General features: G+C 70.9%; 11 protein-coding genes. 8 read left to right on the forward strand and 3 right to left on the reverse strand.

The annotated features are described in order from the left end of the window. The first annotated feature begins 9 nt into the window (after positions 1-9). Genes M1L60_RS05000 through M1L60_RS05010 form a run of 3 tightly spaced genes read left to right on the forward strand, consistent with a single transcriptional unit; the run spans position 10 to position 3,094 of the window. The gene (locus tag M1L60_RS05000) at positions 10-1,335 is read left to right on the forward strand and encodes an ABC transporter substrate-binding protein (RefSeq protein ID WP_253236085.1); all 1,326 of its coding nucleotides are present in this window, start codon (positions 10-12) and stop codon (positions 1,333-1,335) included. Continuing rightward, on the forward strand, positions 1,329-2,246 hold the full coding sequence (locus tag M1L60_RS05005) for a carbohydrate ABC transporter permease (RefSeq protein WP_253236086.1): 918 nt from the start codon (positions 1,329-1,331) through the stop codon (positions 2,244-2,246). The genes M1L60_RS05000 and M1L60_RS05005 overlap by 7 nt, the downstream gene beginning before the upstream one ends. Further along, positions 2,243-3,094, forward strand: a complete 852-nt coding sequence (locus M1L60_RS05010) for a carbohydrate ABC transporter permease (RefSeq protein ID WP_253236087.1) — start codon at positions 2,243-2,245, stop codon at positions 3,092-3,094. Before M1L60_RS05005 ends, M1L60_RS05010 begins: the two co-directional genes overlap by 4 nt. A 24-nt stretch (positions 3,095-3,118) precedes the next feature. On the opposite strand, the gene M1L60_RS05015 is transcribed toward M1L60_RS05010, so the two are convergent. Beyond that, on the reverse strand, positions 3,119-4,957 hold the full coding sequence (locus M1L60_RS05015) for a glycoside hydrolase family 5 protein (protein ID WP_253236088.1): 1,839 nt from the start codon (positions 4,955-4,957) through the stop codon (positions 3,119-3,121). A gap of 58 nt (positions 4,958-5,015) precedes the next feature. Here M1L60_RS05015 and M1L60_RS05020 point away from each other — a divergent pair, with 58 nt between their 5' ends. The 3 genes from M1L60_RS05020 to M1L60_RS05030 all read left to right on the forward strand — a co-directional run bounded on the left by M1L60_RS05020 (position 5,016) and on the right by M1L60_RS05030 (position 7,216). After that, positions 5,016-5,978 (forward strand): zinc-dependent alcohol dehydrogenase, encoded by a 963-nt coding sequence (locus tag M1L60_RS05020; protein ID WP_253236089.1) that lies wholly within the window; start codon positions 5,016-5,018, stop codon positions 5,976-5,978. 169 nt (positions 5,979-6,147) lie between these two features. Next, positions 6,148-6,591 carry an HNH endonuclease gene (locus M1L60_RS05025; protein ID WP_253236090.1) on the forward strand — a complete coding sequence of 148 codons (444 nt, stop codon included), beginning with the start codon at positions 6,148-6,150 and terminating at the stop codon, positions 6,589-6,591. 67 nt (positions 6,592-6,658) lie between these two features. Continuing rightward, on the forward strand, positions 6,659-7,216 hold the full coding sequence (locus M1L60_RS05030) for a hypothetical protein (RefSeq protein ID WP_253236091.1): 558 nt from the start codon (positions 6,659-6,661) through the stop codon (positions 7,214-7,216). A 33-nt stretch (positions 7,217-7,249) separates the two neighbouring features. Here the strand turns inward: M1L60_RS05030 and M1L60_RS05035 are convergent, their stop codons facing one another. Then, positions 7,250-7,465, reverse strand: a complete 216-nt coding sequence (locus M1L60_RS05035; RefSeq protein ID WP_253236092.1) for a hypothetical protein — start codon at positions 7,463-7,465, stop codon at positions 7,250-7,252. A 59-nt stretch (positions 7,466-7,524) separates the two neighbouring features. Further along, positions 7,525-7,896 carry a MerR family transcriptional regulator gene (locus M1L60_RS05040; protein ID WP_253236093.1) on the reverse strand — a complete coding sequence of 124 codons (372 nt, stop codon included), beginning with the start codon at positions 7,894-7,896 and terminating at the stop codon, positions 7,525-7,527. A gap of 51 nt (positions 7,897-7,947) precedes the next feature. Between M1L60_RS05040 and M1L60_RS05045 the strand changes: the two genes are divergently transcribed. Both M1L60_RS05045 and M1L60_RS05050 read left to right on the forward strand, forming a co-directional pair. Beyond that, positions 7,948-8,946 (forward strand): oxidoreductase, encoded by a 999-nt coding sequence (locus M1L60_RS05045; protein ID WP_253236094.1) that lies wholly within the window; start codon positions 7,948-7,950, stop codon positions 8,944-8,946. A gap of 41 nt (positions 8,947-8,987) precedes the next feature. After that, positions 8,988-13,553, forward strand: a complete 4,566-nt coding sequence (locus M1L60_RS05050; protein ID WP_253236095.1) for a PDDEXK-like endonuclease domain-containing protein — start codon at positions 8,988-8,990, stop codon at positions 13,551-13,553. Positions 13,554-13,584: the final 31 nt, after the last annotated feature.

Raw genomic sequence — 13,584 nt, forward strand, 5'->3', positions numbered from 1 at the left:
AGCCACTCCATGACACGACGCCACACACCACGCATAGCGATCGCCGTGTTCTCCGCCGCCACCCTGGCCCTCGGCGCGTGCAGCGCGGGCAGCCTCGGCAGCAGCGACGACGAAGGCAGCGGCGGCAGCAAGGTCGCGCTCTCGTTCCTGACCGACAACCAGCCCGAGACGGTCAAGATCGCCGAAGGGCTGGCCGCGGACTTCACGGCCAAGAACCCCGACATCACGATCAAGGTCGAGACCCGGCCGCAGGGCACCGAGGGCGACAACATCGTCAAGACCCGGCTCTCCACCGGCGACATGACCGACATCTTCATGTACAACTCGGGCTCGCTGATGCAGGCGCTGGCGCCGCAGAAGAACCTGACCGCGCTGGACGACTTCGCCGGTCAGCTCGACGACAACTTCAAGAAGGCAGTCGGCTCGGACGGCAAGATCTACGGCGTCCCGTTCGGCAACTACATGGCCGGCGCGATCCTGTACAACAAGGAGGTGTACGACAAGAACGGGCTGAAGGTCCCGACCACGTGGGACGAGTTCCAGGCCAACAACGCCAAGCTCAAGGCGGCCGGGGTCGACCCGGTCATCCAGACCTACGGCGAGACCTGGACCTCGCAGCTGTTCATCCTCGGCGACTACCACAACGTCGAGGCGGCCACCCCGGGCTGGGCCGATCAATACACCAAGAACCAGGCCAAGTACGCCACCACGCCCGCGGCCAAGGCCGGTTTCGACCACCTGCAGCAGGTGCACGACGCCGGGTACGTGAACAAGGACTTCGCCTCGGCCAAGCTCACCGACGGCCTGAACAAGCTGGCCAAGGGGCAGGGCGCCCAGTACCCGATCCTGTCGGCCATGGTCAGCCAGCTCATCGCCGACAACCCGGGCAGCGAGAACAAGATCGGCCTGTTCGCCATCCCGGGCGCCGACGCGGCCAAGAACGGTCTGACCGTGTGGGCGCCCAACGGCCTCTACATCCCGAGCAGCACCACCGGGGACAAGCTCGAGGCGGCCAAGAAGTTCGCCGGCTTCGTGGCCAGCCCCGACGGCTGCGCCTCGATGGGCAAGGCGTCCACCCCGACCGGCCCGTACGCGGTCACCGGCTGCAAGCTGCCCGACTCGGTGCCGCAGGCGGTCAAGGACATGCAGACCTACATCGACAAGCAGGGCGCGTCGAGCCTGGCCCTCGAGTTCCTCTCCCCGGTCAAGGGCCCGGCCCTCGAGCAGATCTGCGTCGAGGTCGGCTCCGGCATCCGCAAGGCCGACGCCGCGGCCAAGCTCTACGACGAGGACGTGAAGAAGCAGGCCCAGCAGCTGGGACTCGAGGGTTGGTAAGCACCCAGGCCCGGCCACGCACCAGCGTGGCCGGGCTGGCCCCGGCCGCCGGTCGCAAGCGGAGCCCGTACCCCAGCTGGTTCTACCTGCCGGCCGCGATCGTGTACGCGGTGCTGTTCCTGGTGCCGACGGTGACGTCGTTCTACTTCAGCCTGACCCGGTGGAGCATCTTCGACTCCCAGTTCATCGGGTTCGACAACTACGTCACGTTCTTCCGTGAGCCCGCGCTGGTCTCGGGCCTGTGGCACACCGTGGTCTACGCGGTGATCACCTCGGGGCTCAAGGTCGTGCTCGGCCTCGGCCTGGCCGTGCTGCTCACCTCGCAGATCATCGGCCGCGGCTACCTGCGCTCGGTCGTGTTCTTCCCGGTGCTGGTGAGCACGATCGGGGTCGGCCTGACCTTCACGATCCTGCTCGACCCGGAAGAGGGGCTGATCAACGAGTCCCTGTCGCTGATCGGCATCCAGGGCCCGGGCTGGCTCACCGACCCGAGCTTCGCGCTCTTCTCGGTGGCGCTGGTCGACGTGTGGAAGGGCGTCGGCCTGGCCACGCTCATCTACATCGCCGGCATCGTCTCGATCCCGCAGGAGTACTTCGAGGCGGCCCGGGTCGACGGGGCCACGGCCTGGCAGAACTTCCGCAGCATCGTGCTGCCGCTGGCCCGCCCGGCCACGTTCACGGTGATCCTGCTGTCGCTGATCGGCGGTCTGCGGTCGTTCGACCTGATCTGGGCCATGACCCGCGGCGGTCCGGGCTTCACCTCGGACGTGATCGCGTCGGTGATCTACAAGCAGTACCAGGCCGGCTTCTACGGCCTGTCGACCGCGGGCAACGTGGTGCTGTTCCTGCTGGTGACGGCGATCATCTTCCCGCTGTCGCGGTACCTGAACAAGAAGGAGGTGGACCTGTGACCGCCGCGGTCGAAGTGCGCCGGAAGCCGCGCAAGAACGTCGTGCTCAGCCTGGTGGCGATCCTGCTGTCCATCGTGGTGTTCCTGGTGCCGTTCGCGTTCATCCTGCTGACCGCGGTGAAGAGCCGGCAGGAAGCCTCGCAGCTCGACTTCTCGTGGCCCACGCAGTTCCAGTTCGTGCAGAACTTCGTGGACGTGGTGCAGGCCCGCGACTACATGCTGATCATCGCGTTCATCAACAGCACGATCCTCACCGTGGCCTCGGTGAGCATCATGGTGGTGCTGGCCGCGATGGTGGCGTTCGTGCTGCAGCGGCGGCGCACGCGGTGGACCGGGTTCGTCAATTTCCTCGTACTGTCGGGTCTGATCATTCCGCCCGCGGTCGTGCCGACGATCTGGGTTCTGCAGAAACTGGGCCTTTTCCGTACGATGCCCGGCCTGATCCTGGTCGAGGTGGCGTTCGGCCTGTCGTTCTGCATCCTGCTGTTCCGCGCGTTCATCGCGACCATCCCGCGCGAGCTCGACGAGGCGGCGATCATCGACGGCGCCGGGCCGATGCGGTTGTTCTTCCGGGTCGTGCTGCCGCTGCTCAAGTCGGTGATCATCACGTGTGTGGTGGTGCAGTCGGTGACGGTCTTCAACGACTTCGTCAACCCGCTGTACTTCCTGCCGGGCGACCAGAACGCCACGGTCCAGCTGACGCTCTACAACTTCTCGAGCGCCTACTCGACCCAGTACAACCTGCTCTTCATGGACATCCTGCTGATCACGATCCCGCCACTGATCATGTTCTTGTTCTTCAACAAGCGCATCGTGGCCGGCATGACCGCGGGCGCCATCAAGGGCTGACGAGCCGGGGGTCGCGCTGTTGCCTCAGCGCGGCCCCCTCACACAGAGCAGCGCGTCCGGCGTCCGGGAGGAGAAGATCCTTCCCGTGTACGCGACGCCGGCCGCGTATTCGTCGGCCGCGCACTGCCCCTTGTAGTTGCCGGTCGCGAACTCCCCGCCCGGGTTGCCGGCGGGCCGGTTGTCGCCGCGGTCGAACCAGACCGCGCGCCCGGTGCCCGCGGCCGCAGTGGGGGAGGACCCGCAGAGCACGCTCGACATCGCGGCCCCGCGTACGGCGTGACCGACCAGCAGGGAACCGGCCGGGCACTGCAGTTTGGTGTAACCGCTCGCCCAGTCCGTCGTCACGTGCTGCTCGCCCTTCACGACCTGATAGCCGGTCCACGGCGAGCCGCCTGTGCACAGGGCGCGGTTACCGGTGTGGGCCAGCCCGGCCAGGCGCTGGCCGTCGGGGCAGGTGGCCTTGCGGGCGCCGCTGTCCCAGTCGGGCTCGGACCGCATCCGCTGCGACGCGATGAAGTCGCCGTGATCGGGGCTGAGCATCGACCACGGGATCACCGGCTCGATCGGGCCCGTGCGGCCCGAGGCGACGAGGCGGTTCCAGATCGGGGTCCGCCAGTCGTCGAAGCCGCTCAGCACGCCCGCCTTGTCCCAGAAGAGCAGGCCCCAGCCATTGCTCCCGCGTTGCTCGGTGAAGCCCACGGCCGGCCAGTAGGCGAAGTCGGCGTCCGTCCGGATCAGGAAGTCCGTGAAGTTCGTGAACCAGGTGCGCTGGGCCGAGCCGGCGGGCGAGTTGCCGCCCACGCCGAACTCGCTGATCCAGACCGGCGCGGTGAAGTGCTGCCCGGCCTCGGTGGCCACGTAGAGAGCGTCGCGTTGCAGCACCTGGAACAGTTCGTCGCGGCTGAAGTCGCGGTAGCGGGGATCGGTCGTCTCGCCGGTGCCGGTGGCGCCGCTGTGGTTGGGGCCGGTGTAGTCGTAGAAGTGGGCCGCGTAGACGAGCTTGCCGGATCGCACGAGCGTGTGCGACAACGACCGTACGGGCTTGAGGGTGGGCCTTTCGTGGGCGAAGCCGTCGACCGGGATGCCGGTCCAGTTGATGCCCTCGACGATGATCAGCAGGTCGGGGTCGGCCTCGCGCAGGATCCGGTCGCCCAGGCGCTGCGAGGCCGCGAACCAGTCGTGGTCGTTGCCCCAGCCCCAGTTCGGGTCGTCCAGCACCGTGCGGCGCACCTCGTTGTAGAGGTCGGCGCCGACCACACGCGGGTTGTCCCGGTAGCGCCGCGCCATAGTCAGCCAGGTGTCCGCCCAGACCTGGGCGCTCTGGGACGTGTTCCAGCGCTCGTTGCCGTCGACCGCGCAGCACCAGCGGGTCGTGTTGGTGTGGTTGTTGAGGATCACGGCCAGCCCGGCGCCGGTCAGGGCGGCCACCACCTCGTCGTACACTTGAAGCGGGGTCTTGCCGCGAAGTTGCGGGTTGGCGGCCACGTAGCGGTCGGCCACGGGGGTGGCATCGGAGACCATCGCACTGGAGAACGGCAGGCGCACGCTGTTGACGCCGATCGCCCGGAAGCTGTCGACGATGCCGGCGATCGGCGCCCGGTCGAGGCCCATCGGCACCCGGCCCGAGTTCTCGCCGGCGTGGTGGTTGGCGTCGGTGTCGACGTCGCCGGAGCCGTTCCAGGTGCCGCTCGCGCCGTGCCAGTTGACCGAGCGCAGCTTGAAGCGGTGGCCGTCGGCATCCACGATGTAGCGCCCGCGGGTGCTCAGCGGGGCGGTCCAGCCGGTTTCCTGAGCCTGCGCCGGCTGCGGAACGAGCAGAGCGGTGGCAACGAGGGCCAATACGAGCGGGACACGCATGAGCATCTATATATCGTCTCCGGCGGCCGAAGGCGATCCTTCCGGCTTCCCGTAACGTTGCAGCATGCTCGTATCCCGTCTGCACGCCGCTGGTGACGTACGCCTGCACCAGGAGCCCGAGCCGTCCGGCGACGGCACTCTCGTCGAGGTGACCTCGGTCGGGATCTGCGGGTCGGACCTGCACTGGTTCACCGAGGGCGGAATAGGCGACGCGGTGCCGGCGAAGCCCCTGGTGCTCGGGCACGAGATGGCCGGGGTCATCCGCGGTGGGGCCGACGACGGCGTACGCGTGGCGATCGACCCTTCGATCCCGTGTCACCACTGCGAGCCGTGCCTGTCCGGCTGGCCCAACCTCTGCCTGAACATCGTCTTCGCCGGGCACGGGGCGACCGACGGCGGCCTGCGCCAGCTGCTGACCTGGCCCGCGAACCGCCTGCACCGGCTGCCCGACTCGCTCTCCGACGACGACGGCGCGATGCTCGAGCCGCTGGGGGTGGCCCTGCACGCGTACGACCTGGCCAAAGTGCGGATGGCGTCGACGGTGGCCGTCGTCGGGTGCGGCCCGATCGGCCTGCTGCTCGTGCAGCTGGCGTTCCGCGGTGGCGCGACCCGGGTGCTGGTGGCCGAACCGCTGCCGCACCGGCTGGCCGCTGCGGTCGAGATGGGCGCCGTCCCGATCGAGGACGACGCCGCCGCCGACGTGGTGTTCGAGGTGTCGGGCTCAGAGGCGGCCGTGGACCGGGCGCTGCGGGTGGCCCGGCCCGGGGCGCGGGTGGTGCTGGTCGGCATCCCGGACGGCGACACCACGACGTTCAGCGCCTCGATCGCCCGCCGCAAGGGGCTGACCCTGGTCACGGCCCGGCGGATGGGTGAGGTCTATCCGCGGGCGATCGCCCTGGCCGAACAGAAGCTGGTCGATCTCGGCTCGGTGGTGAGCGACAGCTATCCACTCTCGGCGGTGGCCGATGCGTTCGGGGCGGCGGCCGCGCGTACGGGCCTGAAGGTGGTTGTCCACCCCAACGGTTAATCCATTGTCCGGCAGCGAGCCGGACCCTACCGTAGAGATCACCAACGGGTCGGGAGTTCGGATGCTCTTTCTCAAGTCGCACGGTGGCGTGGCCGCCGTGTGTCCCGACCGCATATCCGGGTGACGCTCCAGCGGCGCTTCCCGGACGTACGTTCAAGGAGGTGACCCGGTGAGTGATGTGCTGGTGCTCAACGCCGACCTGGGGCCGCTGCACCGGGTGAGTCTGCGCCACGCCGTGCGGATGCTGGTGCGGCAGGTGGCCGAGGTGCACGAGGCCCGCCCCGACAGTGTCATCGGCGTGTGGCCGGTCCCGACGGTGGTGCGGCTCGTTTCGTACGTGGTGACCCGCTGGCGTCACAGCCGGGGCCCCTCGTGGTCCCGGGCCGGGGTGCTGGCCCGCGACGGCCGGCGCTGCGCCTACTGCGGCCGCGCCGCGTCCACGATCGACCACGTGCTGCCCCGCTCGCGCGGCGGCGCCAACAGCTGGCTCAACACGGTGGCCGCCTGTTACGCGTGCAACCAGCGCAAAGGCGACCGTACGCCGGCCGAGGCGCGCATGCCCCTGCGTGTCACGCCGGTCGGCCCGACGTGGGTGTCGTTCGCCCGGCTATAACCGCTCACTATTGCTCAAGCGTCATCAATAGTTCCGCTGCAGTGCCGGCCCCGCCACGCTGATCGTCATGACCACAGGCAACGCACGACTCGGCGTCGACATCGGCCGGGTCATCATCGACGGTGGTGGCCCGGGCGGGGCCGACACACAGTTCTTCAGCGGGGACACGGCTCGGATGCTGGCGACTCCGGCCGTACCGGAAGCTCTGGAGACTTTGGCCCGGCTCGTGCCGCTCTTCGAGGAAGTGTGGCTGATCTCGAAGTGCGGCGAGCGGGTGCAGCGCCGCACCCGGCAGTGGCTCGACCACCACGACTTCGCCGCCCGTACCGGCATCCCGCGCGACCACCTGCGCTTCTGCCGGCGCCGGCCGGACAAGGCGATCCACTGCGCCGAACTCAGGATCACGCACTTCGTCGACGACAAGGCGGACGTGCACACGGCGCTGCGCGGCATCGTGGAGCACAGGTATCTCTTCGGGCCGCAGCGAGCCCCGGCACCGGCCGGAGTCGTGCCCACCCGAACCTGGCGCGAGGTCGAGGCTCAGCTCACGAAGGCTCAGCTCACGAAGGCGCCCCGGCGCGCTGGCGCAGCGCCGGGGCGGTTCACAGGGCACGCCCGTCCGTAGCCGGGGGACCAACGGACGGACGGCCCCGGCTTGCTACCAGCGGCGGCGCTTCTTGTAGTGGCCGTGGTGCCGGTAGTGACCGTGATGCTTGTAGTGGCCGTGATGGCCGTAGGTGGGCGGCGGCCCGTACGCGCCGTGGCCGTAGCCGCCGTGGCCGTAGCCACCCTGGCGGTAGTGACCGTGGTGGCCCCGCTTCTGCAGCTTCGACGCGATCAGCGACATCAGCATTCTCTTGATGGAACCGCTCAACGTGCCTCCTCGACTGGTGACTACCACGGTAGGTGGCCAAGTCCAGTACAGCCTGTGACCTAGCTGGCTGTTTCCTGAGACCGGGGCTGGTCCACGCGGTATTCCTCGACCAGGCCGGCCAGGATGTCCCTCGTCCGGTGGAGGTCTTCGATCTGTTTGTTCACCCGGTCGAGTTCCGAGGTCAGGCGGTCGGCCAGCCAAGGCGTACGGATGGCTTCGTTGCTGATGCAGGGCAGCACGTCCAGGATGGCCGCGCTGTTGAGACCGGCCGAGAGCAGCGACTGGATCAGCGAGACCCGGTCCACCGCCGTCGACGGATAGTGCCGCTGCCCGCCGCCGCTGCGGGTGCTGGCCAGCAGGCCCTGCTCCTCGTAGTAGCGCAACGAGCGGGCGCTCGCCCCCGTCGCCGCGGAAAGATCGCCGATACGCATTTTCCGAAAGTGCTTGACCCTCACACGGATGTCAAGTTTTAGCGTGGTGCCATGACCACCACATCGGCCCTGATCGAGCCCGTCACCCTCGCCGGCCTGTCGCTGACCAGCCCCTTCGTCATGGCCCCGATGACCCGCGAACACTCGCCGGGCGGGGTGCCGACGCCGGAGGTCGCCGCCTACTACCGCCGCCGGGCCGAGAACGGGGTCGGCCTGATCATCACCGAGGGCGTGCTCGTCGACCACCCCAGCGCCGGGCACCAGCGCGACGTCCCGCGGCTCACGCCGGGCGCCGCGGAGGCCGGGTGGCGCCACGTCACGGCCGAGGTGCACGCGGCCGGCGGCCGGATCGCGGCCCAGCTGTGGCACCTGGGCAGCCAGTTCGAGGGCGACCAGGCCTGGACGCCGCGGACCATGACCACGGCCGACCGCGAAACCCTCCTCCGGGCGTACGCCGAAGCCGCTCGCGTCGCCGTCCGGGCCGGATTCGACGCGGTCGAGGTGCACGCCGCGCACGGCTACCTGCTGGACGAGTTCCTGTGGCCGGTGACCAACCCGGGCGGACGGCACCGGGACTTCCCGGCCCAGGTGGTGCGGGCGATCCGGGCCGAGATCCCCGCCTGCGTGCCGCTGATCGTCCGGTTCTCCCAGTTCAAGGAGCGCGACTACAGCGCCCGCATCGCTTCGACGCCGGACGAGCTGGGCCTCCTTCTGGAGGGATTCCGGGCCGCCGGCGCCGACGTGCTGCACGCCTCGCAACGCCGCTTCTGGGAGCCGGTGTTCGACGGCAGCGACCGCAACCTGGCCGGCTGGGCCAAACACCTCACCGGCCTGCCGGCGATCACCGTCGGCTCGATCGGGCTCACCCGCGACTTCGCCCGCTCCGACCGGATGCGCGAACTGCTCGACCGGCGCGCCCGCGGCGAGTACGACCTGATGGCGCTGGGCCGGGTGCTGCTGGGCAACCCGGCCTGGGTGCGACTGGCCGAGGCGGGCCGGCTCGACGAGATCAACGACTACCGCAAGGCTGACCAGGACCAGTACTCCTGAAATCCAGCGGGACGTGTGCTCCGCTTGGTGCAATTGTCGCCATGGGTGCAGAAACGCCGCGAGCGGCCGTCCGCGCCTGGCGGGACGGGCTGGTCAACCTGGACGCCGGCAACCGGCTGCTGAACCACCGCCCGTCCGCGACCGGGAGCCTGGCCATCACCGGGCCCGCCGCCCCGGAGCTCGTCGCGGCGCTGGGGGAGGGGCGGGCGTACGGGTTCCTGCCGGCCGGCGCCAAACCGGCCCCCGGGTGCCTGTTCCGCACCGGGCTGGGGGCGGTGCCGCTCGGCACGACGTTGCGGCGGCTGCTGCGTCGATCGCGGCAGGACCTGCTCGATCGGGGGGTGGCCACGCTGCACCTGGCGGTGGGGGCGCTGCATTGGCGGGACGAGGAGGAGATTCCGTACGCCAGTCCGGTCCTGCTGCTGCCGGTCGAGCTGGTGACACGGGGGCCGGGCGACGTGCCGCAGCTGCGCGGGCGGGACGACGAGGCGGTGGTGAATCCGGCGCTGGTGTTGCGGTTGCGGCGGATGGGGATCGTGGCGCCGGGGCTCTCGGGGCTGGACGTGCGGGGGTACCTGGAGGAGTTGCGCGCGACTGTCAGTAACCGGGACTGGCGGGCGGACGAGAGCCTGATCCTGTCGTGCTTCAGCTTCCACAAGGAGGCGATGTATCGCGACCTGCTCGACAACGAGGCGCGGATCGTGGGACATCCGCTGGTGGCGGCGCTGGCCGGGGTGGCACCGGCCGGTGCTGCGCCGGGCGGGGCGGCGCTGGGCGGGGCGGCGCTGGGCGAGGGCAGGAGCGCAGAAGTTGGCACGGCTGCGGGCGGGATTGCCTGTGGACAAACGGTTTTTGACGAGTTTGGCGGCGTAGAATCTGCCACCACCTCCCCCACCCTTGGTGGGCGGGCCGTGCACAGTGGCGAGCGGACCGTGAACAGCCCGGGCGTCTTCGAGCTGCCGTTCGTGCTCGATGCGGATGCCACGCAACGGGCCTGTGTCGAGGCCGCCGTCGCCGGCCGCAGCTTCGTGCTCGACGGCCCGCCCGGCACCGGTAAATCGCAGACGATCGCCAACATGATCGGCTGCCTCCTGCACGCCGGGAAGCGCGTCCTGTTCGTCTCCGAGAAGGCCGCCGCCCTCGAGGTCGTGCGGAACCGGCTGGCCGCGGTCGGCCTCGACCCGTACCTGCTGGAACTGCACAGCCACAAGGCGACCCGCAAAGAGGTGGCCCGGGCCCTGGCCGACTCGATCGAGCGGACACCCGTCCCGCCCACCGCCGGCCGGGTGGACCGGGCCCGCCTGCGTGAGCTGACCCGGCTCCTGGACGACTACGCCCGCGCGATGAACGAGCGCCGCGACCCCCTGGGCCGCACGCTCCACGAGGCCCTGGGGGAGTGCGTCCGCCTGGCCGACCTCCCCGCCGCCCCCATGCCCCCCGACCCCGGACTCGACCCGGAACGCCTGCGCCAGATGCTGGACGCCGCCGACGAGCTGGCCCGTTGCCGCCGCGCGGCCGCCGAGGACTTCCCTTGGCGCGGAGTCATCGCCACCGAGCCCCTGCACGACACAGTCAGCCGAGCCGCGGCCGCACGACGCGCTCTCGACGCGGCCCTGGAGCCGTACGACGAGACGCACGACCCTCGCACCCTGGCCGCCTTGGTCACGCTCACGGGTAACCGCCCCACCACCGTTCCCGACGAGTGGCTGTCGGCCCCCACCACCGACCCGATCGACCGCGCCGCCGACCAGCTGCGCAGTTTCACCGACGCGGCCCGCCAGGCGCGCGAAGCAGCCGGCGTCGACTGGCAAGAGCTGCCCGACCTCAATCCGCCCGCCCTGGAACAGACCACGTTGACCGCCTCCGCCGCCGAGGCCGCCGCCCGCCGCAACACTGTGGAGGCGGCCGCCCTCGAGGAGATGCTGCGCGAGGCGGCCCCGCTCGCCGTCCGGCTCGGGTTGACCGAGGTGGCCACGTTCGCCGAGCTGGCCCGGTTCGGGGCGCTGGCCGAGCTGGCCGCCCGGACCCACCGGCCCGAGCCGTTCTGGTTCGGGCCGGGTGTGCTGAGCGGGGTGGCCGAGGCCGCGGCCGTGCTGCGCCGCTGCGCCGAGGCGGTGGGGGCGACCGGGGCCGAGTGCCGCCGCTGGTTCCTCGACACGATCGTCGACCAGCCGGTGGAGCAGCTGGCCGACCGGCTCGCCCATGAGCACCGCGGCCTGCGCAAGCTGCTGCCCGCGTACCGCCGGGACTGGGACGCCGTCGCCGGGTTCGCGCTGCCCTCGGTGTCGCCGGGCGACGCCGTGGCCCATGTCGGTGCGGCCGTGGCCTGGCAGCGGGCGCTGCGGGAACGGGCCGCGGCCGAGCGCCAGTACGCCCCGCTGCTCGGGCGCTACCGGCGGGACGAGTTCGCGGTCGAGGACGCGCTGCGGACGGCGGCCGACCTGGTGCGGCTGTGCCCGCCCGACGCGCTGCCGGCCGCGGCCGACCTGATCTGCCGCCCCGACCCCGTCCTGGCCCGGCTGGCCACCCAGGCCCGGATCGTCGCCGGGTGGGAGGCGCCTGCGGAGACCTTGAGCTACGCCGCCGCTCGTCGCCGCGCCGCCATCGGGCCGCTGACCGAGGCGGCCACGGTTCTCGCGGCTTTCGACACGGCCCTGGGCCGGCACGTCGACCTGGCCGAGGCCGACCATCTGGCCCGGTTGCGCGCCACCGTGGTCTTCCACGCGACCGATGTCGACGAGGATGCGGTCGCCTGGGCCCGGGAGGCGCGCGGGAAGACGCTCATCGAGGGCGACGGCCCGGCCCTCACCGGGTGTGTCGACGCCTGGGAGAACGCCCGCGACGCCGTGGCCGCGGCCTTCGCCCCCGGCACAGAGATCGACGAGGACCTTCTGACCCGGCTGCGGGACGACCCGCACGGGCAGCAGGAGTGGCTCGGTTACGCGCACGCGCGGACGGTTCTGGCCGACAGCACGGCCGAGTTCTGCCTGGAGTTGCCGTCCGAGCAGATCCGGCCGGTCGTCGAGCGAGCACTGTGGACGGCCTGGGTCGACGCCGTGGTCCGCGACGACAAGCGCCTGCGACCCGTCGACGGGCTCGAGCGGGACCGCCTGGTCGACGAGTTCCGCACCCTGGACGCGGCGCTGGCCGTCGAGGCGCCCGCCGTCATCGGCGCCGCGGTCGACGCGCGCCGGGCCGGCGGGCCGGACGAGATCGCCCTGCTGCGGCGCGAGGGCCGCAAGCAGAGCCGGCATCTACCCGTACGGGATCTGATCGGCCAGGCCCGGACGGCCGTGCAGACGGCCAAGCCCTGTTTCCTGATGTCGCCGCTCGCGGTCAGCCAGTACCTGCCGCCCGACCTGACGTTCGACGTCGTCATCTTCGACGAGGCGTCCCAGATCGCGCCGGCCGACGCCATCAACTGCATCTACCGGGCCGGCGCGCTGATCGCGGCGGGCGACGACCGTCAGTTGCCGCCGACGTCGTTCTTCTCGACCCGGTCCGACCGGGACGACGGCACCGACGTCAACGACTTCCAGTCCGTGCTGGAGCTGGCCGAGGCGTGCGGCGCGTTCCCCGGGCTCGGGCTGGGCTGGCATTACCGCAGCCGGCACGAGGCCTTGATCGCGTTCGCCAACCACCGCTTCTATCAGGGCCGGCTGCTCACCTTCCCGGGCGCCAACGCCGACCCCGAGACCGGCGTCGAGCTGGTACCGGCGGCCGGCGTCTACCGGCGGGGCGGGGCGCGGGACAACCCGGTCGAGGCGGAGGCGGTCGCCGGGCGGATCATCGCGTGCCTGACCACGCGGCCCGAGCTGTCGCTGGGCGTGGTCACGTTCTCGGTGGCCCAGGCCGAGGCGATCGAGGCGGCCGTGGAACGGGCCGCCGCCCGGCATCCGGGGCTCGAACGGTTCCTCGACGGCGACCGGCTCACCGGCTTCTTCGTCAAGAGCCTCGAGTCGGTGCAGGGCGACGAGCGCGATGTGATGATCTTCTCGATCGGGTACGGCCGCGACGAGCAGGGCCGGGTCAGCACCAACTTCGGCGCCCTCAATCAGCCCAACGGCTGGCGGCGGCTCAACGTCGCCATCACCCGGGCCCGGCGGCGCGTCGAGATCATCTCGTCGATTCGCGCGCGCGACCTGCCCGAGTCGGCCAATCCGGGCGTACGACACCTGGCCGCGTACCTGGAACATGCCGAGCGCGGCCTCGCCGCCGCCCCGGTCCGGGCCGTCACCGCCGATCCTTTCGTGTCCTCGGTGCTCGCGACCGTGCGGTCGTGGGGGTACGACGCGAACGTCTCCGTGGGAGGTCAGGGGTATCGCGTGGACATCGGCGTGCGGCATCCGACGCCGGGCCACGGCTACGTGCTCGGCATCGAATGCGACGGCCCGCGCTACGGCGCGATCGGCGCCGCCCGCGACCGCGACCGCCTGACCCACGACGTGCTGACCGGGCTCGGCTGGCGGCGGCACCGCGTCTGGGGCACGGCCTGGCACCACGACCGGGTGAGCGAACAGGACCGGTTGCGCGCGGCCATCGAGGCCGCCGTGGGGCCGCTGCCCGCGCGTCGCAAAGGTTTGCTGCGCCTGCAGCCGGTGGGCTGACCGACCGCTAAGGACCGACTGCGGTATTGAC

The sequence above is a fragment of the Paractinoplanes aksuensis genome, assembly GCF_024137025.1.
GTDB classification, from domain to species: domain Bacteria; phylum Actinomycetota; class Actinomycetes; order Mycobacteriales; family Micromonosporaceae; genus Actinoplanes; species Actinoplanes aksuensis.